We start from the raw sequence: 21,908 nt of genomic DNA on the forward strand, positions 1-21,908 counted from the left end.
CGCCTTGAGCCGGGATGTCGTCCAGCTCAGGCCATTCAGCAGCATAGGCAAAGCCCAAGCTGGCGCTGCCTATAAACTATTCCGGGTGCGATGGAAAGAGGCGATTGATTCCTGCCCGCGCTGCCCGGCTCAGCCGAAAACCCGCTTCGGCCGGAACTCGCCTTCACCGATCTCGCCGATAGCGACAAGCTTGCCATGCGCGGTGGCATAGGCTTCCGGGTGGTTGGCCGGTGCATCACGCCCGCGAAGCAGGATGGGGTTGCCCATCTTCAGCCGGTGCGCCTGGTCGTCGTTGATGATGAGGCGGGGAAGGGCGGAAAGCGCCTCGGCCGTATCGATCAGGAAGGCGTCCAGCGCCTCCAGCCGTTCGTCGCGGTCCTCCACGGCCTCCAGTGCCGTCAGGGTTCCGAGCGGCACCATCATGTCTTCGCCGAAGGGAGCAACCATGGTGCGGCGCAGTTCCGAAATATGGCCGAAACAACCGAGATCGCGGCCCATATCGCGCGCCAGCGCCCGCACATAGGTGCCCTTGCCGCATTCCACTTCGAAATGGGCCGTATTGGCGTCCGGGCAGGCAAGCAGCGTCAGGCGATGGATTTCGACCTCGCGTGCGGGGATTTCCACCGTCTCGCCTTCGCGCGCCAGATCATAGGCGCGCTCGCCAGCGATCTTGATGGCCGAAAATTGCGGCGGCGTCTGCAGGATCACCCCGGTATAGTTGGGCAGAATATCGCGGATCGCCTGTTCGTCCGGGCGCTGCTCGGAGGAATCGAGCACCTCGCCTTCCAGATCGTCGGTCGTGCGCTGCTCACCCCAGGTGACGGTAAATTCGTAGATCTTCCGACCGTCCATGACGTAAGGCACGGTTTTGGTGGCGTCGCCGAGCGCGATCGGCAGCATGCCGGAGGCCAACGGATCGAGCGTGCCGGCATGGCCCGCCTTCTGGGCATTGAACAGCCACTTGATCTTGGAAACGGCCTCGGTGGAGCCAAAATCGAGCGGTTTGTCGAGGATGAGCCAACCGGAAATCGGGCGGCCCTTGGGTTTGCGGTTCTGCTGTTTGCGTGGTTTGGACATGCTTCAGTTCTGTTCGTCGTCTTTTTCGTTTGAAGGTCCAAGATCGCGCTGCACTTCGGGCGAGCGCAGAAGGGCGTCGATCTTCTGGTAATTGTCGAAACTCGTATCGTCGCGGAAACGCAGTTCCGGCATGTATTTCATCTGCCGCAGCTGCGGGCCGAGGCGGCCGCGCATGAACTTGGCATGGCGGTTGAGCGCCGTGATGATGTCGGTGTGATCGGCAACGCCAATTGGCGTCACATAGGCGGTCGCGATCTTCAGATCGGGAGACATGCGCACTTCCGAAATGGAAATGACGGTGCCTTCGATCAGATCGTCGCGGACTTCACCGCGCTGGAGAATCTGGGTCAGGGCGGCGCGCACCTGTTCGCCAACACGCAGCATGCGTTGCGAAGGGGCCGATGATGTAGCTTTTGCCATTGGTTATGCCTCAAACGGAGCGAGCGCCGGTAAGCCGGCGCCCGACAGTAAATTCCTGTTTTGCGGCGAGAACGCTTAGAGCGTTCTCGTGATGTGTTCGACGCGGAAGCACTCGATGGTGTCGCCGGCGCGGATGTCTTCGTAGTTTTCGAATGCCATACCGCACTCCTGACCAACAGGCACTTCGTTGACTTCGTCCTTGAAGCGCTTGAGGGTCTTGAGCTTGCCTTCGTGGATAACGACGTTGTCGCGCACCAGACGCACACCCGCACCACGTTCCACCTTGCCCTCGACGACGCGGCAACCCGCGACCTTGCCGACCTTGGTGATGTTGAACACCTCGAGAATTTCGGCATTGCCGAGGAAGGTCTCGCGACGTTCCGGCGAAAGCAGACCCGACATCGCCGCCTTCACGTCATCCACCAGATCGTAGATGATGTTGTAGTAACGGATTTCGATACCGGCGCGTTCGGACGCCGTACGTGCCTGTGCGTTGGCGCGAACGTTGAAGCCGATGATCGCGGCGTTCGATGCCTCGGCAAGCGAGATATCCGATTCCGTGATGGCACCAGCACCAGAGTGAACGACACGAGCGCGGACTTCGTCTGTGCCGAGCTTGTCGAGCGAAGCGATAATGGCTTCGACCGAACCCTGCACGTCCGCCTTGATGACCAGCGGGAATTCCTTCAATCCCGAAGTCTGCAACTGGCTCATCATCTGTTCCAGCGAACCGCGCTGGCCGGTCTGACGGGCGACAGCCTTGTCGCGGGCCAGACGCTGGCGGTACTCGGAAATCTCTCTCGCGCGGCTTTCGTTTTCGACGACCGCAAAACGGTCACCGGCCGAAGGCGTGCCGGAAAGGCCGAGAATCTCGACCGGCATTGCCGGACCGGCTTCCTTGACGTGTTCGCCCTTGTCGTTGACGAGTGCGCGCACGCGGCCCCACTGGTCGCCGGCAACGATGATCTGGCCGGGCTTCAACGTACCCTTCTGCACGAGAACCGTGGCGACGGCGCCGCGTCCACGGTCCAGCTCGGCTTCGATGACCGTGCCTTCTGCGGTGCGGCTTGGATCTGCCTTCAGATCGAGGATTTCCGCCTGAAGCAGGATCGCTTCGAGCAGCTTGTCGAGATTGAGCTTGTTCTTGGCCGACACTTCGACGTCAAGAACTTCACCACCCATCGATTCCACGAAAACTTCGTGCTGCAGCAGCTGCTGGCGCACCTTTTCAGGGTTTGCCTCGTGCTTGTCGATCTTGTTGATCGCAACGACGATCGGAACACCGGCAGCCTTGGCATGGTTGATCGACTCGATCGTCTGCGGCATCACGCTGTCGTCAGCGGCGACAACCAGAACGGCGATGTCGGTTGCCTGCGCGCCACGGGCACGCATGGCCGTAAAGGCGGCGTGGCCGGGGGTATCGATGAAGGTGATCTTCTGGCCGTTCTTTTCGACCTGATAGGCGCCGATATGCTGCGTGATGCCACCGGCTTCGCCAGCGACAACATTTGCCTGACGAATGGCGTCAAGCAGCGAGGTCTTGCCGTGGTCGACGTGACCCATGATCGTCACGACCGGCGGACGGGAAACCATCTCGCCTGCGTCGTCGGCCTGGTTGAAGATGCCTTCTTCAACGTCGGATTCGGAAACGCGCTTGACGGTATGGCCGAATTCGACCGCGATCAGTTCCGCCAGATCGGCGTCGATCACGTCGCCCGGCTTCATCATCTGGCCTTCCTTCATCAGGAACTTGATGACGTCGACGGCGCGTTCGGACATGCGCTGCGACAGTTCCTGAATGGTAATGGTCTCAGGCAGGATCACTTCGCGCATGACCTTTTCACGGGTTTCCTGCATCTGGCTGCGGCGGAATTTTTCCTGGCGGCGGCGCATGGATGCCATGGAGCGGCCACGCGGCGTTCCGTCTTCATCCAGATTGGACGAGGTAACGGTCAGCTTGCCGCGACGGCGTTCTTCTTCCGTCTTCAGGCGCGCAGCGGGCTTGGCCGGAACCGGAGCCGCGACCTTGCCGCGAGCCGGAAGGCTGCTACCGCGGCGCGCACTACGATCGTCCTCGTCGTCACCACCGGTACGACGTCCGCGCGGAGCGACGGCGTCAGGCGTGGCAGGAGCAGAACGGGGAGCGGCGGCTGCAGGCTGAGGACGGGCGTCGGCTCGTGGCGCAGGTGCTGCGGCCGCAGCCGGCGTTTCATCGGCCGGTTCGGATTTTGCTTCAGTGGCAGGCTGGCTTGCGGCCACCTTTGCAGCCGCTGCCTCTTCGACGGCGCGGCGTGCCGCCTCTTCCTTTTCGGCTGCGATGCGCTGTTCTTCCTCGACCTTGCGGCGCGCTTCATCTTCCGCGCGCTGCTTGGCTTCCACCACGTCACGAGCCTGCGCTTCCATCAGCGCGCGGCGACGGGCTTCCATCTCGCCTGCTGAAAGGTCGTGCAGAACATTGCCGCGCGGTCGGTCAGGCTGGCGCTGCTGGGGTGCGGACGAGCCTGGACGCTGCTGCGACTGGGAAGAGCCCGGACGCTGCTGCTGGCCGCTTGGCTGGTGAATACGTTGCTGGGGAGCCTGCGGACGCGGTGCCGAAGGCGCAGGGGCTGCTACCACCGGCCTTGGTGCTGCCGCAACAGGCTGAACCGGCTTCTCGTCTTCGGGACGCAGGGGGCGGCGCTTGCGTGTTTCCACGACAACCGCGTTTGTGCGACCTCGACCCATGTCCTGCCGCACGGTGCCCTGATTCATCCCGCCCGGTTTCAGGGTAAGAGTCTTCTTGGCCGGCGCATTGAGTGTCTTGTCGTCGTTGTTGTCGGTCATTCCGTTCCCGTTCCTTCGGACGAGAACCGGATGACGTTCATCAGGTCTCGTCGTTCAATTGCTGCATCGGAACGCGGCGACCGTTCATGTCGGGCAACCGCGTCATTGTTCTGTCCGGGCAGCGTCGCGTTCCGCCTGAGATCGACCGCCAAGGCGGTACTGCTCAAGCATCGTTGCGCGCTTCACTACACCTTCACCCGCCTGCCCTGCAAGCGCGCAGGCATGGATAAAAGCATTCTGGCCCATCAACTCGTCCATTTCGGCTTCGCTAAAGAGCCGGAAGGACGGAATTTCATTGCCGGCATCGCTGCCGAGCGCCCAGGCCTTGCGGGCCTGGTCCAGTTTTCTCACGCCATCGGCCGCAGCATCGGTCGCGTGGAATACGGCGATCGCGTTCCCGGATCGGACGGCGGCATCGACCTTCGTCGCGCCACTGATGAACTGGCCCGCCTTGCGCGCCATGTTCATCATACCAGCCACATGCTGCGCCATCAGCCGGTCGAGAATAGCAAGAAGCTCGGGTCCGGCCTTGACGTCACGTTTGAGCGCCCGCGCGAAGAGCTTCTTCGCGATGGCCTTCTCGATCAGGGCGCGCTCGGGTGTTACCCAGCAACCGCGCCCCGGCAATTGGCGTTTCAGATCCGGCACGACGCTGCCGTCCGGGCCTGCGACGAAGCGGATCAGCTCATCCGGCGATCCGCTTTGCCGTGTCACAATGCACATACGTCCATTGACGTCGCCTTTGAGCCGCCCGTCGTCATCCGTTTCGGGCAGCTCGTCCGGCTCATGCGCCTGCGATGTCATTCCTGTTCGGCGGTATCCGCCTCCTCGGCAGCTTCCGCATCGGCTTCCTCTTCAGAAGCGAGCTCTTCGGCGGTGATCCAGCCTGCCAGAAGGCGGGCCTGCACCACCATGTTCTCGGCTTCGACGCGCGAAACGTCGAGCTTGGAGAAGATGCCTTCGAACTTCTTCGTCTCGCCGTCCTTGCGCTCGCTCCAGCCGACCAGGTCGTCTGCGGCACAGCCGGCAAAGTCCTCGATGGTCTTGATGCCTTCTTCACCGAGGGCGACCATCATCTGCGAGGTCAGGCCGTCGATCTGGCGCAACTCGTCGGAAACGCCGAGTTCCTTGCGCTTGGCGTCCATTTCGGCTTCCAGGCGCTCCAGATATTCGCGGGCGCGGGTCTGGATTTCATCGGCGGTGTCTTCGTCGAAGCCGTCGATCGACGAAATTTCGTCGAGATCGACATAGGCCAGTTCTTCAACCTGCGCGAAGCCTTCCGAAGCCAGAACCTGACCGACCATTTCGTCGACATCCAGCGCTTCCATGAAGAGGGCCGTACGCTCGTTGAATTCCTTCTGACGGCGCTCGGATTCTTCCTGCTCGGTCATGATGTCGATATCCCAGCCGGTCAGCTGCGATGCCAGACGCACGTTCTGGCCACGGCGGCCGATGGCGAGCGACAGCTGCTCATCCGGAACAACCACTTCGATGCGCTCGGACTCTTCATCCAGAACGACCTTGGCGACTTCTGCCGGCTGCAGGGCGTTGACGATGAAGGATGCCGGCTCCTGGCTCCACGGAATGATGTCGATCTTTTCGCCCTGGAGTTCGCCGACGACGGCCTGAACGCGCGAACCGCGCATACCGACGCAGGCGCCGACCGGATCGATAGACGAGTCGTTCGAGATAACCGCGATCTTGGCGCGCGAACCCGGGTCACGGGCAACCGACTTGATCTGGATGATGCCGTCGTAGATCTCAGGAACTTCCATGGTGAACAGCTTCACCATGAACTGCGGATGGGTACGCGACAGGAAAATCTGCGGGCCGCGCTGTTCGCGGCGAACGTCGTAGACGTAAGCGCGCACGCGATCGCCGTAACGCATGTTTTCACGCGGGATCATCTCGTCACGACGGATGATGCCTTCGCCACGGCCGAGATCGACGATGACATTGCCATATTCGACGCGCTTGACGGTGCCGTTGACGATTTCGCCGATACGGTCCTTGAATTCGTCATACTGGCGGTCACGCTCGGCTTCGCGCACCTTCTGCACAATCACCTGCTTGGCGGACTGGGCGGCGATACGGCCAAAATCCATCGGCGGCAGCGGGTCGGCGATGAAGTCGCCGAGCTTGGCGTCCGGGTTGCGGTCGCGGGCCAACTCAAGCGGGATCTGGGTCGAATAGTCCTCGGCCGCTTCGACAACTTCGAGAAGACGCTGCAGGCGAATTTCGCCGGTCTTGGAGTTGATGTCGGCGCGGATGTTGGTTTCCGAACCATAGCGCGAGCGGGCGGCTTTCTGGATAGCGTCGGCCATTGCGGCAAGCACGATTTCGCGGTCGATGACCTTTTCGCGCGCCACAGCATCGGCGATCTGCAGAAGCTCAAGCCGGTTAGCACTCACTGCCATTTTTCTATCTCCGTAAGTCGCATAATTGCGTTGATCGCCCGTTTTTTCGGGCTTTACGTTGGAATTACTCTTCGTCTGCTTCGTTTTCGTCGTTCTGGTTTGCGGCGGCGGCCTTGGCGGCCTTGTCTGCCCGCAGCGCATCACGAATAAGGTCGTCCGTCAGAATGAGCTTCGCATCGGAAAGCGCGCTGAACGGAATGATGACTGTCGGCTCTTCGCCGTAGGCGATCTGGTCGCGTTCCAGCTTGAAGCCGTCAGCATTAACCTCAACGATCTTGCCGCGAAACCGCTTGCGGTTCTCGACCAGAATGGAGGTCTCGACCTTCACCAGATGGCCCTGCCAGCGGGTGAAATCCGATTTGCGAACCATCGGCCGGTCGATGCCGGGCGAGGAAACTTCGAGATGATACGCTTTATCGACCGGATCTTCCACATCAAGAACCGGTGAAATCGCCATCGAAATGGCTTCGCAGTCCTGAACGGTCATGGTTCCGTCTTCGCGCTCGGCCATCACCTGCAGCGTCATGCCGTTCTGGTTGGAGAGCCGCACGCGCACCAGAAGATAGCCCATGCCCGTCAGAACAGGCTCGATGATCTCGGCAATGCGCTGGTCGATGCCTGTTTCGGTAATCAGTCGCGGTTCTTGTGCGGTGTCTGCCATCTGGCCTTCCGGTCTTTGATTTTCACCGGGCTTTCTGCCCGTGGTTTCCGGTTCGCCTAACGAAAAAGAGCGGAGCCTTGCGGCCCCACTCTTCATCAAGCGATCAAGAATTTCAGGGGTCATATAGACCCATCGGGGCGGGATTGCAAGGTTTTAGCGGGCTCCTCCGCTTCGGTCACTGCCTTCGCCACATTTTCACCCTTACCTTGTCGGAAAGGCTGGCATGATTACCGGCACTGTCTATAGTTGCCGTTTGACAAATCGCAGTTGCATCAAGTGGACAGAGCGTGCCTGACCGTAAATCGCCACTCGCGCCTTTAAGGCATTTGACTTACAGACGAATCTGGGTCGCGAGCCTTGCCTCGAATTTCGGCGGCCTGATCCAGGCGGTGGGCGCCGCATGGATGATGACGTCGCTCTCAAGTTCGGAAAACATGATCGCTCTGGTGCAGGCCTCCACCTCTTTGCCGATCATGCTGTTCTCGCTGATTTCAGGCGCGCTGGCCGATAGTTTCGACCGCCGCCGCATCATGATTTCGGCGCAGCTGCTGATGCTGACGGCCTCCGTGCTGCTCACGGTTTTTGCCTGGTCCGGCTGGCTCACGCCCTGGCTTCTGCTCTTCTTCACCTTCATGATCGGCTGCGGCACGGCGCTCAACAATCCGTCCTGGCAGGCATCGGTCGGCGAAATGGTGCCGCGCGAGGATTTACCCGCCGCCGTGACGCTGAACAGCGTCGGCTTCAACATCACCCGCAGCGTCGGCCCGGCCATCGGTGGTATCATCGTCGCCGCCGCCGGTGCTGCCGCTGCGTTTTTCGTGAATGCGCTGAGCTATTTCACCCTGATCTACGCCCTGTTTCGCTGGCAGCCGCCCAAATATGCCTCGACATTGCCGCGCGAGCAGCTTCTGGCCGCCATTTCGGCCGGCATGCGTTATGTGGCGATGTCGCCCAATATCGGCAAGGTGTTGGTGCGCGGTTTCCTCTTCGGCCTTTCCGCCAGCGCCATCCTGGCGCTGATGCCCATCGTCGCCCGCGATCTGGTCGAGGGCGGTCCGCTGACCTACGGCGTCATGCTCGGCGCATTCGGTGTCGGCGCGATAGCCGGCGCGCTGGTCAGTGCGAGACTGCGTGAGGTCCTGTCCAGCGAATGGATCGTGCGCGTCGCCTTTTTAGGCTTCGCTTTCAGCTCCGGCGTGACGGCGGTGAGCACGAGCGCGATCATCACCTCGCTTGTCCTGACGGTTGCTGGCGCCTGCTGGGTTCTGGCGCTGTCGCTCTTCAACACCATCGTCCAGCTTTCCACGCCGCGCTGGGTGGTGGGTCGGGCACTGTCGCTTTACCAGACGCTGACCTTCGGCGGCATTGCGGTCGGCAGCTGGCTGTGGGGTGAGTTGGCGGAAGACTACGGCATTTCCTATTCGCTTCTCTGTTCCTGCGTGCTGATGCTGCTCGGCGTCGTCGTCGGCCTCAAACTCGCAATGCCGGCCTTCGCCTCGCTCAATCTCGATCCGCTCAACCGTTTCGTGGAACCGCCGCTGAGACTGGACATCAAGCCGCGCAGCGGCCCCATCGCCATTCTCATCGATTATGAAATCCATGACGAGGACCTCGGCGAATTCCTGCCGCTGATGGCCGAGCGCCGCCGTATCCGCCTGCGCGACGGCGCGCGCAACTGGAACCTGATGCGCGATCTCGAAAACCCCGACATCTGGACGGAAAGCTACCATGTGCCGACATGGGTGGAATATGTCCGCCACAACCACCGCCGCACCCAGGCGGATGCGGAAGCCTGGGACCGGCTGCTTGAGCTTCACCGGGGCAAGACGCGGCCGCGGGTACACCGGATGATCGAGCGGCAGACCATCCCGCCGACCGACGATATCTTTCACAAGCCGCATACCGATCAGCACTGAAAGACGATGCGCTGGGAGAGTGGTGGCGGCTTTTACCCCCCACGTGCCGTCATCCTCGGGCCTGTCCCGAGGATACGTATCGTCAAATCAATCAGTTGCAGATGCTCGGGAAAGGCCCGAGCATGACGGAGGAGAGGTTTGTGCTTCGCCAGCAACCTGCTATTTCAGCTTCGCCTTCAGCGTCGCATCGGGAAAGCAGGTCGGAGCGAGCCCGTTCTTCGCCTGCCAGTCGCCGAGCGAGCGGCGCGTCTTGAAGCCCGCCAGCCCATCGGCCTTGCCGACATCATAACCCTTGGTGACCAGCGCCTTTTGCATGGCGAGAACGTCGGAGCGCAGCATCGACCCGACATTGCCCCATTCACCCTTGAACGGTCCTGCTCCATGGGTGATGCGGTCGGCGAGATTGCCGATGAAGAGCGCGTAGAGATCGGAATTGTTATATTCCTTGATGACGTAAAAATTCGGCGTCACCACAAATTCCGGTCCGTGCCGCCCGGCCGGCACCAGCATCATGCCGTCGGCGGATAGGTCATTGGCCGGAAAGGCTTTTCCGGAAATGCGGGTAATGCCCATCTTCGCCCAGTCGGCCACCGGCCGGGCAAGATCAGGACCTTCCTGCGCGCAGGAGACATTGGCGGGGATAGAGACTTCAAAACCCCAGTCACGATTGCGCTGCCAGCCGCGCTGGGAAAGATAGTTTGCTATGGATGCCAGCGCATCCGGCACGGAGTTCCAGATATCGCGGTGGCCGTCGCCATCGAAATCCACGGCATATTTGAGATAGCTCGACGGCATGAATTGCGGCTGGCCGAGGGCGCCGGCCCAGGAACCCATCATGCGCGAGGCCGCGATATCGCCGCTTTCGACGATCTTCAGCGCATCGATCAGCTCGGCGCGGAACATCTCCTTGCGGGTCGACATATAGGCTTTTGTGGCGAGTACATCGACCACGGAATGCGGCAGTTTTGCCCGGCCAAAACCGGATTCGCGACCCCAGATCGCAACGACGATATCACCCGGCACACCGTATTTCGCCTCGATCCTGCGCAGCGTCGCCGCATGGGTGGCTGCAAGCGAACGGCCGGTGCTGGCCAGCCCCTGCAGCCGCTTTTCGGAGAAATAAGCGCCGGGTGAGGAAAATTCCGCCTGGCTCTGGCTCTGCTCCTTCGGCGGCTTCTGGCCGGGAATGACGAGATCGGGCAGGTCCCAGCTGATGGAGAGACCACTGAGCATAGCTTCAAGCGTCTTTTGCGAAATGCCGCCCTTGCGGGCTTCCGGCCAGATTTCCTTTTTCAGCCAGGCATTAAATTCGGCGTCATATCGGGCTGCCGCTGCTCCTGTCGGTGCCGATTGCGCTAGAGCTGTCGTTGCTGAAAAAACGGAAAGAAGTGCAGCCAGTGCCTTCGGGGCAAAATGGATTCGCATTCGGTCTCCTCTTTGAATGACGGGGAGGGAGGGGGACTTCAGATCGTCGTGCGCGCCCGAAGCGCCGCCGTCAATGTGCCCTCGTCGAGATAATCGAGCTCACCGCCCACCGGTACGCCATGCGCAAGACGGGTGATCTTGATGTCGAGACCGGATAGGCGGTCGGTGATGTAATGGGCGGTTGCCTGTCCCTCCACCGTCGCATTGACGGCGATGATAAGCTCGCGAATGCCGCCCGCGCTGACACGGTCGATCAGGCCCTTGATATTCAGGTCCTCTGGCCCGACGCCATCGAGTGGCGAAAGCGTGCCGCCGAGAACGTGGTAGGCGGTGTTCATCGCGCCCGTCCGCTCCAGCGCCCAGAGATCCGACACGTCTTCCACCACGATGATGACCGACTGGTCGCGCCGATCGTCGGTGCAGACGGTGCAGGGATCGATGGTATCGACATTGCCGCAGCAGGAGCAGATCTTCACCTTGTCATAGGCCTCGCCCATGGCATGGCCCAGCGGTCCGAGAAGTTGCTCCTTCTTCTTGATGAGATGCAACGCTGCCCGCCGCGCCGAGCGGGGCCCAAGCCCCGGCACTTTTGCCAGAAGCTGGATGAGTTTTTCAATTTCGGGACCGGTGACTCGTTTTGCCATGAGCGCTTTCTACTGCATAAATCGGGAAACGGGAATCATGAAGCACGAAGGGCAGGCCATGAAAATACAGGCGGTATGCCGGGGCGAGGCAAAAAGCCTGCCGGGAAAGACGACGAAGACGGGCATCTTCAAGCATCCCGTGAAGGGGCCGGTCATGGTGGATGCCGAAGGTATCGTCAGCGATGCCGTCTGCAATCGCAAACATCACGGCGGGCCGGATCAGGCAATTTACGTGATGGGCTCCGTTGATCTCGACTTCTGGTCCCGCGCTCTGGGTTTCGTGGTCGAACCCGGATTTTTCGGCGAGAACCTCGTGCTTGATGGTGTCGACAGCGCGAAACTCCATGTGGGTGACAGGTTCTCGGCAAGCGAAGTCTTGCTGGAGGTGACCGCTGCCCGCATTCCCTGCGCCACGCTGTCGGCCCGGATCGGCGATCCCGATTTCGCACCGCGCTTCCGGCAGGCAGGCCATCCGGGTTTTTATTGCCGGGTGTTGAAGGGCGGAATGCTCGCTGCCGGGGAGGATATCGCCTTTGAAGCCTATCAGGGAACGAAGCTGCCGATACCAACTATTCTGCAGCGCTTCCGCCCCATGCAGCTCGACGCAGCCGAACGCAGGACCTATCTCGAAACACCGCTTGCAAGCCGGTTCCGTGCGATGCTGGAAGCCTGAATCTCGCCTCGAGACAGGGACGGCGACCACGCCATGCGTGTCGCCATCCTCTTCGGGTTGATTATATCAGAACGGGAATTTCATGCCGGGCGGCAGCGGCAGACCCGCGGTCAGGCCGGCCATCTTTTCCTGTGCCTGCGCTTCGCCTTTTTCCTTGGCGTCCTTATGGGCAGCCACGATCAGGTCCTCGAGGATTTCCACCTCGTCTTCCTTGAACAGCGAAGGATCGATTTTCAGGCCGCGCATTTCGCCCTTGCCGTTGAGAATGACGGTCACCAGACCGCCGCCGGCCCTGCCTTCGACTTCGAGGGCGGCGATTTCTTCCTGCACCTTCTCCATCTTGGACTGCATTTCCTTGACCTTGCCCATCATGCCCATGATGTCACGCATGTGCCAATCTCCTGTTCTTTTTGTTTAAAACTCGATGTCGTCGCCGGGAAGGATGTCACCTTCGCTCGATTCGGCAACCGATGGCGGCGCGATATCCTCCGCCTCATCCTGTGCGGCGGCACGGATGCGCACGTCGGTGATTTTTGCGCCGGGAAACTGCGCCAGAATGGCGGCAACGTCAGGATCCTGACGCGCATCGACAAGGCGGGCATCCCGGGCATTGCCTTCAGCTTCGACGAGGGTAGGTTCCCCCTGTTCCTTGCTGAGGCTTATGATCCAGTGGATACCGGTCCATTCCTTGAGCTTGACGCCAAGCTCGCCGGGCAGAGAGCCGGGCGCGCCTTCGCCGAGGCGCATATCAAGCCGGCCGGGCTCCAGCCGCACCAGCCGCACAAAGTTTCGCACCTTCGCCCGCATGACGGGATCGCGGTTCTTCTGGCAGAGATCGGCAATATCCTGCACCGAATTGACGGGAACCTTCGGCTCCGGCCGCTCCTCGGTTTTGGGTGCTACGACCTGCATCTCCTGCGGGCGGCTGTCTGGAACGGCGCGCAGCATGGCGGAGGTCTGCGGCGTCGTCTGGCGCTGGGCGGGAAGATCGACAGGTCTTCCCGCGGCCACGGTCTGTCCTGACGAATAGGCGCGCGCACCGCCGCCATTGCCGCCGCCCGAAGGTCCGCCATTGGCGTAACCGCCGCCGTCGCCGCTCGAAAGCTCGAGCAGGCGCCGCGCGGCATCTTCAGGTGCGGGCAGATTGGCGGCGTGCGAAAGCCGGATCAGAACCATTTCGGCAGCACCGGCAGGCCGCGAGGCGTTTTCCGTTTCTGGAATGCCCTTCAGCAGCATCTGCCAGATACGTGACAGTGCGGTTACCGCAATCGTCTCGGCAAATTCCGCACCACGCACGCGTTCTATTTCCGAAAGCGAGGGGTCTTCCGCCGCATCAGGCACATATTTCATGCGGGTGACGAGATGGGTGAAATCGGCAAGGTCGTTCAATACGACGACAGGGTTCGCGCCTGCCTCATATTGCCCGTTGAACTCCGAAAGGGCTGCCGCGACATCGCCTTTGACGACGTGCTGGAAGAGATCGACGATGCGCGCACGGTCGGCAAGGCCGAGCATGCCGCGCACCGCTTCGGCCTCCACGCGGCCGCCACCATGGGCAATCGCCTGGTCGAGCAGGGAAAGGCCGTCACGGGCGGAACCCTCTGCAGCGCGGGCGATCATCGACAGCGCCTGCGGATCGGCCTCGAAACCTTCCTTGCCGGCAATGGCGGTGAACAGGCCGACGAGATCGGCGGCGCTGATGCGGCGCAGGTCGAAGCGCTGGCAGCGCGACAGAACGGTAATTGGAACCTTGCGGATTTCGGTGGTCGCGAAGATGAATTTCACATGTTCCGGCGGCTCTTCCAGCGTCTTCAGAAGACCGTTAAACGCCTGCGTCGACAGCATGTGCACTTCGTCGATGATATAGACCTTGTAGCGCGCCGAAACCGGGCGGTAACGCACCTGCTCGATGATCTCGCGAATATCGTCGATACCCGTATGGGAGGCGGCGTCCATCTCGATCACGTCGACATGCCGGCCTTCCATGATCGCCTGGCAATGTTCGCCGGGGATCCGAAGGTCGATGGTCGGCTTGTCGATGGTGTCGGTCTTGTAATTCAGCGCGCGGGCGAGAATGCGTGCCGTGGTCGTTTTGCCCACGCCGCGAACGCCGGTCAGCATATAGGCCTGGGCAATGCGGCCGGTCTCAAACGCGTTGGTCAGCGTGCGGACCATCGGCTCCTGGCCGACCATCAGATCAGAAAAATCTTTCGGGCGATATTTGCGTGCCAGTACCCGGTAGCCGGTCCCGACCTGGGATTCGCTTGTTGTGGTGGGTACGGTATCGCTCATTGCCTCGCCAGTTTGTTTTGCCAGTTTGTCTCGGGGCGCTGAACTGGCCCGGCGAAAGCTGAGCACGTCTTTTAAAAAAGGTGGGAGGCTGGCACGGCGACCCGTGCCGGGCTCGTTAGGGCTGCTTCCTTCCGGACCTGACCCGGTTGGCGAGTGGCTCGTCCACCACCAACCTCCCGGGGCCACATATCGGCAATATCGACAGCAAATGCAAGCCAAGCCTTCAAAAAACTGCTATCACGATGAAAACAAACATGGAGGACACCTTGGAGACATTCCGGCTGGACGACAGGCTGGCGCGCGACAGTGTGCTTGTGACGCGTTTGGGGCTATGTGAACTGCGTTTGCAAAACGACAGTCGCTGGCCTTGGCTGGTGCTGGTGCCGCAGCGAGACGGCGTCAGCGAATTGTTCGATCTCACCCCGCTTGATCAGGCCGTGCTGACATTCGAGACCAATCTCGTCGCGTCCGCCTTGAAGGAGATCACGGGGGCCACCAAGATAAATGTCGGTGCTTTGGGCAATATCGTCCGGCAATTGCATGTCCATATTATCGCCCGCAATGAAGGCGACACCTGCTGGCCCGGCCCCATCTGGGGTTACGGAACGGCGGTGCCCTATGCTGCGGGCGAAAAGGAAACTTTGATGAAAAAAATCTCCGGCGCGCTCTGATGATTTCCATGAAAATTTTTGAAACCACTGCCCCCCATCCTGAAGCAAGCCTGCTGACGGCCTTTTCCAAAAATGCCCTCGACCGTTTCGCCGAAAAGCGGACGGAGGAGTGTGTTGCCGATGCACTGAAAGTCGATGGCACCCATATTTTTGCCTTCTCGGGCAACCGGCTGGTCCTGAAACATGATGAGCAGGTCATCGATCCCCTGTTTTCCGCCTATGAGCTGGCCGAATTGCAGCCGGATTTCGACAATGCCGTGCTGCTCGGATACCGCGAAACCGGCGAGCCGAGAATTGCGGTGCCGGTCGCCGTGGCCGAGGATCAGCTGGCGAGCCATTACAAGCTGGCCGATGCCGGCACGCTTTATCGCGATCATCTTCTCGACGAGGAACTGCTGAGCGAGGTTGCGCAGGCAGTCAGCCTGACGCACTGGAATGGTGACAATCGCTTTTGCGGTAAGTGCGGCGGAACCATGGAGCTGCGAATCGGCGGCTACAAGCGCATCTGCGGCGCCTGCAGCCACACTATTTTTCCGCGCACCGATCCCGTTGTCATCATGATGACCATCGATATCGAGCGTGATCTCTGCCTGCTTGGCCGCGGTGCGCATTTTGCGCCGGGCATGTATTCCTGCCTTGCCGGCTTCGTGGAGCCGGGCGAAACCATCGAACAGGCCGTCCGCCGCGAAACGCATGAGGAATCCGGCGTTGAAATCGGTCGTGTGCGGTATCACGCCTCCCAGCCCTGGCCGATGCCGCATACGCTGATGATAGGCTGTTATGCCGAGGCGCTCTCTTTTGAGATCGCGCGTGACGAGATCGAGCTTGAGGATTGCCGCTGGTTCACGCGGGAAGAGGTAGCAAAGATGCTGGAGGCCCCGACGGGTGAAGGTTTTTCCGCGCCGCCAATGGGAGCCATCGCGCATCGGCTGATGCGCGACTGGGTGGAATGGCTAAAATAATGGGCTGCGGCAGGCTCAGCTTTGGTTGAGCTTGCCGCGCATCGCGTGACCGTTGTAGACGCCGAGAATGCGGACTTTTTCCGAGAAGAAACGCAACTCGTCCAGCGCATGCCGCACCGGCTCGTCATCGGGGTGGCCTTCAATATCGGCATAAAACTGCGTCGCCACGAATTTGCCGCCGAGCTGGTAGCTTTCGAGCTTCGTCATGTTGATGCCGTTCGTCGCAAAGCCGCCCATGGCCTTGTAAAGTGCTGCCGGAATATTGCGAACGTTGAAAACGAAGGTCGTGACGACGATTTCGTCACTCGACTGGCGCTTGGCCCAGTTTTCATCGCGGGAAAGCACCACGAAGCGCGTGACGTTGTTTTCCGAATCCTCGACATTTTCAGCGAGAATATCGAGACCGTAGAGGCTGGCGGCAAGACGTGGCGCAAGGGCCGCCATGCTGCGGTCGCCCTGTTCGGACACGAGCCTTGCGGAGCCTGCCGTATCGCCGGCGATGACGGGCTTCCAGCCGTTGGAACGGATGATCTTGCGGCATTGGCCAAGCGCGTGGATGTGGCTGTGGACGGTGCGAATCTCATCCTTCTTCACGCCGGGCATCACCATCAGCTGGAAGCGGATCGGCATGAAGTATTCGCCGATGATGTGCAGGCGCGATTCCGGCAGCAGGTGATGAATATCCGCAACGCGGCCGGCCAGTGTATTTTCAATCGGGATCATGCCGAGATCAGCTTCGCCGTTTTCAATGGCGTTGAAGGCATCCTCGAAGGTCGGGCAGGGCAAAGGCTCCATATCCGGGAACATGTCGCGGCAGGCCATGTCGGAATTCGCGCCGAATTCGCCCTGGAAGGCAATACGATTTGTGCTCAAGGTCATGGGACTGTCCGTTAGAGGGTTCTGCTTGCGAGAATTTTGCGGGCTTTTTCCAGATCGTGCGGCGTGTCGACGCCGAGCGGCACGGAACGGACGATTTCAGCGTCGATGCGCATCCCCGCTTCCAGTGCGCGCAGCTGTTCCAGCCGTTCGCGTTTTTCAAGCGGCGAGGGCGGCAGGCTCACGAATGTCTCGAGCGCAGAGCGGCGATAGGTATAAAGCCCGATGTGATGATAAAGCGGGCCATCGCCATAGGGTGCGGTGGTGCGGGTAAAATAAAGCGCGCGCAATCGCGTCTCGGAAAGCGGGCTGCCCACCACTTTCACCACGTTCGGATTGGTTTTTTCTTCCTCGTCGGTGATTTCGACCGTCAGTGTCGCAATATCGACCTCTGTATTTTCCAGTGGGCGCAGCGAAGCGCGGATCGTTTCCGCCTCAATGGTCGGCAGGTCGCCCTGAACATTGATGACATATTCCGCCTTTCCATAGGGGTCGGCCTTTTGCAGCGCTTCGAAAATGCGGTCCGAGCCGGACTGGTGGTCGTCGCGGGTCATCATCACGTCGAAACCGGCATTTTGCACGGCCGAAAACACCTGTTCGTCATCAACGGCAACAACGATTCGTTCCGCACCGGCCTCGCGTGCCCGCAGCGCAACCTGCACGATCATCGGCTTGCCGCCTATGTCGGCGAGCGGCTTGCCTGGCAGGCGTGTGGATGCCATCCGCGCCGGTATGAGGACGACAGCTTTCTCGAATTCCCGATTCTTCATCCGACACCCTTCAAATCCCGCCCGAAAAGTGTCAAAACGTCACGGTGTGGGGAGCATTATTCAAGTTGCGCAGGCTGTGCAAAAGCCATAGCTTTCGAGCAATTTCAAGATGCCCGTTATATCAAGCGGATGCGAGGGAGCGCATATAGATGAATTCTTATGTAAATATGGGCGTTGGGGCGTTGCTTGGCACGGTTTTCGTCCTGATGTCGGTGTCGATTGCGTCTGAGGGCATTTTCCATGCGCCTGCGCCCGAAAAGGAAGGTTTCGCCATTGCTGCGGCAGAGAGCGGCGGCGAAGCGGGTGGCGGTGAAGCCGCTGCCGCGGCGACGCCGATCGCGCAATTGCTTGCCAGCGCCGATGCCGCCAAGGGCGAAACAGTCTTCAAGAAGTGTACGAGCTGTCATACCGGAGAGAGTGGTGGTGCAAACAAGGTCGGCCCCAATCTCTTCGATATCGTCAACCGGCCGATCGCCAGCCATGAAGGTTTCAGCTATTCCGCCGGGATGAAGGATTTCTCCAAGGGCGGTTCCGTGCATTGGGACTACGATCATCTCAGCTACTTCCTCGAATCCCCCAAGAAACACGTTCCCGGCACGGCCATGGGTTTTGCGGGTGTGAAGAAGGAGACGGAACGCGCCGATCTCATCGCTTATCTGCGCACGCTTTCGGCAAACCCGGCACCGCTTCCGGATCCGGCAGCGGCTCCCGCGCCGACAAACTGATTGTCATGATGATTTCATGATAAAAGCCCGGCATCGCTGCCGGGCTTTTGTTTTTATAACGGATGGACTGCAGCTGCGGGAATGGCGTCTGAAAAATCAGAAACCCTTGCCGCCGCGCAATTCGGAAATCACCGTTCCGACCATGATCCTGATATCAAGCCAGATCGAAAAATTGTCGACGTAATAAAGATCGGAGACGATTCGGGCGCGCGCCTTGTCGCTGCGATCCGTCGGGCCGCGTAATCCCCGCATCTGTGCGAGGCCGGTAATGCCCGGCCGCACCCGGTGCCGCATATGGTAGTGCGGCACCAGTTCCTCATAAAGACGGCCGGCCGCCAGCATGCCGATGGCATGGCAGCGGGGCCCGACCAGCGACATATCGCCTTTCAGCACATTCAGAAGCTGCGGCAGTTCGTCGATATTCGTGCGGCGAAGAATCGCGCCGATCCGGGTTATTCTGGGATCGTTCTTCACCGTTTGCGCCACACCGGTGGCATCGCAAAGGTCGGTTCTCATGGAGCGGAATTTATAGACACGGATTTTCCGCCCGTTCATACCCCAGCGGACCTGCGAAAACAGGACCGGCCCTTTGCTATCGAGTTTGACCAGAGCCGCTACGGTGAGCAACACCGGCGCGAGCGCGACAAGGGCGATGGACGCCCCTGCAATATCCATCGTTCTTTTGAGCGCGAACTGGCCGCGCAAAAATGCGGAGACGGTTTTTTCCGAAGAGGAAGGTTGCGTTTCCGACGATTCGAAAGTTGTGGCTGCGGAATAGGAGGCACCGTAAAAAACGGCATGCGATGAGCCTTTAGTACCCAGCATAATATAGAGCCCTGAAAAGTTATTTTGATAGAAGAAAATTAATTTATATGAACGATTAATAATTCATTTACCGTAAAAAGTCATCCGAAATGTAACCGCTCCGGAGCAAATGGCAATCTACGGTTAATGCGACTGCACGCGGATGTTGCAGGGCGAGCATCCTCTCCGCTCGTAGCTGCCGAGACGACCAGTCTCCATGGAGCCAAATCCTGCTAAATCGGGAATTTAGCGCGACAATGACGTCATCGTCACCGGCCGTGAGATCAGCGCCTGCCGGCCACGCTATGCCGTCAGTTTCCCATCAGAATATCGAGCAGGGTCGTCTGCTTTGGTCCGGATGGCGCCTGACCGCCGATATCGGCGGGTGGTACAGGCCCGTTGCCGGCTGAATAGCCGGGCTCGATATCGCGGGAAGGGATATTTGCCGGCGGCATCGGCACATCCGGCTGATTCGGGTTCGGCGCAATGGGGGCTTGGGGATAGGCGCGCGTATCCGGCGTCCCGCCCCCGAGCGCATTGGAAATGATATCGCCGATGGAGGAGGGCGGGTTTTCCGGTGCCGGCTGCTGCATTTCCCCAAGCGGCGGCACGCCGCCTGCGCCAAGCCCGAAGAGCGGCGAGGGTGAAAGCCCCGAATGGGCGGCGGTCATGAAATCTTTCCACGCCTTTGCCGGAAGCCCGCCGCCGGTGACCTTTTTCATTGATGTGCCGTCGTCATTGCCGAACCAGACACCGGTGGTCAGGTTGCTTGTGTAGCCGACAAAAAGTGCATCGCGGAAGGACTGCGTCGTGCCGGATTTTCCAGCCGCCTGCCAGCCCTGCAGCCTTGCCGCCTTGCCGGTACCTTCGGTGATGACGCGCGACAGCATGCTGTTCATGGTCGCGGCGATCTCTTCGCTCAGAACGCGGGGCGGATTGTCGTATTTGTTTTCGTAAAGCACTTTGCCATCGGCGTCGGTGATGCGTTTGACGATATGCGGCGTCGCCTTGTAGCCGCCATTCATGAAGGGGGCGTAGGAGGCCGTCAGCTCCATCAGCGACACTTCCGAGGTGCCGAGCGCGATGGAGGCATTGTTCTGCAGCTCGGATTCGATGCCCATGCGATGCGCCACCTGGGTCACACGATCAGGACCCACTTCCATCACCAGCTGCGCGGCAATGGTGTTCAGCGAATTGGCGAGCGCGGTGGCGAGTGTCACTTCGCCTCGATATTTCTTCTCGTAATTTTCCGGGGTCCAGTTGCCGATACGAACAGGCGCGTCATTACGGATGGTATAGGGGGTAAGCCCGGATTCGAGCGCGGCGACGTAAACGAAGGGCTTGAATGCGGAGCCGGGTTGCCGTTTTGCCTTGGCGGCGCGGTTGAACTGGCTTTCGGCATAATCAGCCCCGCCTACCACGGCCCGGATTGCACCCGTGCCATCAATGGAAACAAGGGCCGCTTGCGAGGCGCCCTGTTTCTTGCCGTCGCCCTGCAGCACGTGGGTCAGCGCCTTTTCGGCATCGCGCTCGAGATTGGGATCGATCGTCGTGTCGACGACGATATCCTGCTTCACCTCGCCAACCAGGTTGCGCACCTCCTCCAGCACCATGTCGGCGGCGTAATGTTCGGCGCCGGACCAGAAACGTTTCGCCTTGGTTGGCGGCTGCGACATGGCGGTCTTGATTTCGTCGTCCGTGATGAAGCCGACATCGCGCATGGATTGCAGCACGACCTGCGCCCGCTCTTCCGCCGCCTGCGGATCGCGCGCCGGCGAAAGGCGCGAGGGCGCTTTAAGAAGCCCGGCCAGCATTGCCGCTTCGCCCAGATTGACGTCGCGCGCGGATTTGTTGAAGTAGCGCCGCGAGGCCGCCTCGACGCCATAGGCATTGGAGCCGAAATAGACGCGATTGAGATACATCGCGAGAATCTGGTCCTTGGTGAATTCATGCTCCAGCCAGAAAGACAGCAGCACTTCCTGAACCTTGCGCTCCAGCGTGCGATCCGGCGAGAGGAACAGGTTTTTTGCCAGCTGCTGTGTCAGCGTCGAGCCGCCCTGCACCGTTCGCCCCGTCAGGACATTCGTTACGATAGCGCGTCCAAGACCCAGCGGATCGACGCCGAAATGCGAATAGAACCGCCGGTCCTCGATCGCCATCACGGCCTGCGGAATATAGGGTGACATGTCCTCCAGCGCGAGCGCCTCGCCGCCGGTGGTGCCGCGATTGGCAAGCACGCTGCCATTCACCGAAACGATCTTCACATTCGGCGGGCGTTCGGGAATGGACCAGCTGCTGGCGCTCGGCATGCGCGCGCCATAATAGAGGACAAGACCGGCAACGCCGATGCCGCCCCAGATGCCGAGTACGATACACCAATAAACGAGGGAGCGGAGGAAGCCCGTCGCGCCACGGCCGGAACTGCGGGTGCGCTTTTCTTTTTTGCTGGATTTGGTGCGGCCGGATGCCGGCTTCGGTTTCCTGGCCTGCTGCTTTGTGGTTCCGCTGATGCGCTCGCTGGCGTCAAGGCGCAGGTCGTCACCGGACTCATGGAAATCCCCGAAGGAAGGTTCTACCCGTTCGCGTGATTTACCCTTGCCTGCCATCCAGCCGAAGTCGCTCCTATTCGCGAAACCGCGCGCATCCCATTCGGGTTTCAGGCTTCTATGCCTGCGCGATCCTTAATCCAGGATGAAGAGTTTAAATGCGGCAATTTAAGGCGGGGTTAAGTCCCGGCCGCATCAAATCAGCG

General features: G+C 60.4%; 19 protein-coding genes and 1 other RNA gene. 5 read left to right on the top strand and 15 right to left on the bottom strand.

Annotated elements, in window-relative coordinates; translation table 11 throughout:
* Positions 1 to 129: 129 nt before the first annotated feature.
* From truB to rimP, 6 genes are all read right to left on the bottom strand, one after another.
* Positions 130 to 1,077 carry a tRNA pseudouridine(55) synthase TruB gene (gene truB / locus QRN60_RS00120; protein WP_129564666.1) on the bottom strand — a complete coding sequence of 316 codons (948 nt, stop codon included), beginning with the start codon at positions 1,075 to 1,077 and terminating at the stop codon, positions 130 to 132.
* Positions 1,078 to 1,080: 3 nt separating this feature from the next.
* Positions 1,081 to 1,497, bottom strand: a complete 417-nt coding sequence (rbfA, locus tag QRN60_RS00125) for a 30S ribosome-binding factor RbfA (RefSeq protein WP_129564665.1) — start codon at positions 1,495 to 1,497, stop codon at positions 1,081 to 1,083.
* A gap of 75 nt (positions 1,498 to 1,572) precedes the next feature.
* Positions 1,573 to 4,320 (bottom strand): translation initiation factor IF-2, encoded by a 2,748-nt coding sequence (infB, locus tag QRN60_RS00130; protein ID WP_111791705.1) that lies wholly within the window; start codon positions 4,318 to 4,320, stop codon positions 1,573 to 1,575.
* Positions 4,321 to 4,422: 102 nt separating this feature from the next.
* A complete protein-coding gene (locus tag QRN60_RS00135; protein ID WP_003507171.1) occupies positions 4,423 to 5,124 on the bottom strand; it encodes an RNA-binding protein in 702 nt (233 codons plus the stop codon).
* Positions 5,121 to 6,737 (bottom strand): transcription termination factor NusA, encoded by a 1,617-nt coding sequence (nusA, locus tag QRN60_RS00140; RefSeq protein ID WP_003507172.1) that lies wholly within the window; start codon positions 6,735 to 6,737, stop codon positions 5,121 to 5,123. Before nusA ends, QRN60_RS00135 begins: the two co-directional genes overlap by 4 nt.
* A gap of 64 nt (positions 6,738 to 6,801) precedes the next feature.
* Positions 6,802 to 7,398 (bottom strand): ribosome maturation factor RimP, encoded by a 597-nt coding sequence (rimP, locus tag QRN60_RS00145; RefSeq protein WP_129564664.1) that lies wholly within the window; start codon positions 7,396 to 7,398, stop codon positions 6,802 to 6,804.
* A gap of 287 nt (positions 7,399 to 7,685) precedes the next feature.
* Between rimP and QRN60_RS00150 the strand changes: the two genes are divergently transcribed.
* Positions 7,686 to 9,314: an MFS transporter gene (locus tag QRN60_RS00150; RefSeq protein ID WP_060722713.1), complete on the top strand. Its 1,629-nt coding sequence runs from the start codon at positions 7,686 to 7,688 to the stop codon at positions 9,312 to 9,314.
* 159 nt (positions 9,315 to 9,473) lie between these two features.
* On the opposite strand, the gene QRN60_RS00155 is transcribed toward QRN60_RS00150, so the two are convergent.
* On the bottom strand, positions 9,474 to 10,739 hold the full coding sequence (locus tag QRN60_RS00155; protein ID WP_284764862.1) for a lytic murein transglycosylase: 1,266 nt from the start codon (positions 10,737 to 10,739) through the stop codon (positions 9,474 to 9,476).
* A gap of 38 nt (positions 10,740 to 10,777) precedes the next feature.
* Entirely contained in the window at positions 10,778 to 11,383 is a 606-nt protein-coding gene (gene recR / locus QRN60_RS00160; protein ID WP_003524309.1) for a recombination mediator RecR, read from the bottom strand.
* Between the two features lie 37 nt (positions 11,384 to 11,420).
* Here recR and QRN60_RS00165 point away from each other — a divergent pair, with 37 nt between their 5' ends.
* Positions 11,421 to 12,056 carry an MOSC domain-containing protein gene (locus QRN60_RS00165; RefSeq protein ID WP_162690230.1) on the top strand — a complete coding sequence of 212 codons (636 nt, stop codon included), beginning with the start codon at positions 11,421 to 11,423 and terminating at the stop codon, positions 12,054 to 12,056.
* A 66-nt stretch (positions 12,057 to 12,122) separates the two neighbouring features.
* Here QRN60_RS00165 and QRN60_RS00170 read toward each other — a convergent pair whose 3' ends face one another.
* The 3 genes from QRN60_RS00170 to ffs form a co-directional block, all read right to left on the bottom strand.
* Positions 12,123 to 12,446 carry a YbaB/EbfC family nucleoid-associated protein gene (locus tag QRN60_RS00170; protein ID WP_003507179.1) on the bottom strand — a complete coding sequence of 108 codons (324 nt, stop codon included), beginning with the start codon at positions 12,444 to 12,446 and terminating at the stop codon, positions 12,123 to 12,125.
* Positions 12,447 to 12,470: 24 nt separating this feature from the next.
* Positions 12,471 to 14,348 (bottom strand): DNA polymerase III subunit gamma/tau, encoded by a 1,878-nt coding sequence (locus tag QRN60_RS00175; protein WP_003507182.1) that lies wholly within the window; start codon positions 14,346 to 14,348, stop codon positions 12,471 to 12,473.
* Positions 14,349 to 14,428: 80 nt separating this feature from the next.
* Positions 14,429 to 14,525: signal recognition particle sRNA small type (gene ffs, locus QRN60_RS00180), an RNA gene on the bottom strand.
* 65 nt (positions 14,526 to 14,590) lie between these two features.
* Between ffs and QRN60_RS00185 the strand changes: the two genes are divergently transcribed.
* Entirely contained in the window at positions 14,591 to 15,019 is a 429-nt protein-coding gene (locus QRN60_RS00185; protein WP_035213077.1) for an HIT domain-containing protein, read from the top strand.
* The gene (gene nudC / locus QRN60_RS00190) at positions 15,019 to 15,981 is read left to right on the top strand and encodes an NAD(+) diphosphatase (RefSeq protein ID WP_284764876.1); all 963 of its coding nucleotides are present in this window, start codon (positions 15,019 to 15,021) and stop codon (positions 15,979 to 15,981) included. The genes QRN60_RS00185 and nudC overlap by 1 nt, the downstream gene beginning before the upstream one ends.
* Positions 15,982 to 15,996: 15 nt before the next feature.
* Here nudC and QRN60_RS00195 read toward each other — a convergent pair whose 3' ends face one another.
* Both QRN60_RS00195 and QRN60_RS00200 read right to left on the bottom strand, forming a co-directional pair.
* The gene (locus QRN60_RS00195; RefSeq protein ID WP_003507188.1) at positions 15,997 to 16,860 is read right to left on the bottom strand and encodes a prephenate dehydratase; all 864 of its coding nucleotides are present in this window, start codon (positions 16,858 to 16,860) and stop codon (positions 15,997 to 15,999) included.
* A gap of 11 nt (positions 16,861 to 16,871) precedes the next feature.
* Complete coding sequence (locus QRN60_RS00200) at positions 16,872 to 17,627, bottom strand: 3-deoxy-manno-octulosonate cytidylyltransferase (protein ID WP_003507189.1); 756 nt, start codon at positions 17,625 to 17,627, stop codon at positions 16,872 to 16,874.
* Between the two features lie 149 nt (positions 17,628 to 17,776).
* Between QRN60_RS00200 and QRN60_RS00205 the strand changes: the two genes are divergently transcribed.
* Positions 17,777 to 18,352, top strand: coding sequence for a c-type cytochrome (locus tag QRN60_RS00205; protein WP_003507191.1), 576 nt, complete (start codon positions 17,777 to 17,779; stop codon positions 18,350 to 18,352).
* Between the two features lie 96 nt (positions 18,353 to 18,448).
* Here the strand turns inward: QRN60_RS00205 and QRN60_RS00210 are convergent, their stop codons facing one another.
* Positions 18,449 to 19,177: a sugar transferase gene (locus QRN60_RS00210; protein WP_003507192.1), complete on the bottom strand. Its 729-nt coding sequence runs from the start codon at positions 19,175 to 19,177 to the stop codon at positions 18,449 to 18,451.
* Positions 19,178 to 19,467: 290 nt separating this feature from the next.
* Entirely contained in the window at positions 19,468 to 21,762 is a 2,295-nt protein-coding gene (locus QRN60_RS00215; protein WP_065694863.1) for a transglycosylase domain-containing protein, read from the bottom strand.
* Positions 21,763 to 21,908: the final 146 nt, after the last annotated feature.

This window comes from Agrobacterium sp. CFBP2214 (assembly GCF_030209895.1).
GTDB lineage: Bacteria > Pseudomonadota > Alphaproteobacteria > Rhizobiales > Rhizobiaceae > Agrobacterium > Agrobacterium radiobacter.

Bases quoted from the DNA above. Each gene is read 5' to 3' on its own strand.
- QRN60_RS00210 (WP_003507192.1), bottom strand. From the start codon at position 19,177: ATGCTGGGTACTAAAGGCTCATCGCATGCCGTTTTTTACGGTGCCTCC.
- recR (WP_003524309.1), bottom strand. From the start codon at position 11,383: ATGGCAAAACGAGTCACCGGTCCCGAAATTGAAAAACTCATCCAGCTT.
- infB (WP_111791705.1), bottom strand. From the start codon at position 4,320: ATGACCGACAACAACGACGACAAGACACTCAATGCGCCGGCCAAGAAG.
- QRN60_RS00195 (WP_003507188.1), bottom strand. From the start codon at position 16,860: ATGACCTTGAGCACAAATCGTATTGCCTTCCAGGGCGAATTCGGCGCG.
- QRN60_RS00200 (WP_003507189.1), bottom strand. From the start codon at position 17,627: ATGAAGAATCGGGAATTCGAGAAAGCTGTCGTCCTCATACCGGCGCGG.
- nudC (WP_284764876.1), top strand. From the start codon at position 15,019: ATGATTTCCATGAAAATTTTTGAAACCACTGCCCCCCATCCTGAAGCA.
- QRN60_RS00165 (WP_162690230.1), top strand. From the start codon at position 11,421: ATGAAGCACGAAGGGCAGGCCATGAAAATACAGGCGGTATGCCGGGGC.
- QRN60_RS00135 (WP_003507171.1), bottom strand. From the start codon at position 5,124: ATGACATCGCAGGCGCATGAGCCGGACGAGCTGCCCGAAACGGATGAC.
- QRN60_RS00185 (WP_035213077.1), top strand. From the start codon at position 14,591: ATGAAAACAAACATGGAGGACACCTTGGAGACATTCCGGCTGGACGAC.
- QRN60_RS00170 (WP_003507179.1), bottom strand. From the start codon at position 12,446: ATGCGTGACATCATGGGCATGATGGGCAAGGTCAAGGAAATGCAGTCC.
- QRN60_RS00205 (WP_003507191.1), top strand. From the start codon at position 17,777: ATGAATTCTTATGTAAATATGGGCGTTGGGGCGTTGCTTGGCACGGTT.
- rimP (WP_129564664.1), bottom strand. From the start codon at position 7,398: ATGGCAGACACCGCACAAGAACCGCGACTGATTACCGAAACAGGCATC.
- nusA (WP_003507172.1), bottom strand. From the start codon at position 6,737: ATGGCAGTGAGTGCTAACCGGCTTGAGCTTCTGCAGATCGCCGATGCT.
- QRN60_RS00175 (WP_003507182.1), bottom strand. From the start codon at position 14,348: ATGAGCGATACCGTACCCACCACAACAAGCGAATCCCAGGTCGGGACC.
- rbfA (WP_129564665.1), bottom strand. From the start codon at position 1,497: ATGGCAAAAGCTACATCATCGGCCCCTTCGCAACGCATGCTGCGTGTT.
- truB (WP_129564666.1), bottom strand. From the start codon at position 1,077: ATGTCCAAACCACGCAAACAGCAGAACCGCAAACCCAAGGGCCGCCCG.
- QRN60_RS00155 (WP_284764862.1), bottom strand. From the start codon at position 10,739: ATGCGAATCCATTTTGCCCCGAAGGCACTGGCTGCACTTCTTTCCGTT.
- QRN60_RS00215 (WP_065694863.1), bottom strand. From the start codon at position 21,762: ATGGCAGGCAAGGGTAAATCACGCGAACGGGTAGAACCTTCCTTCGGG.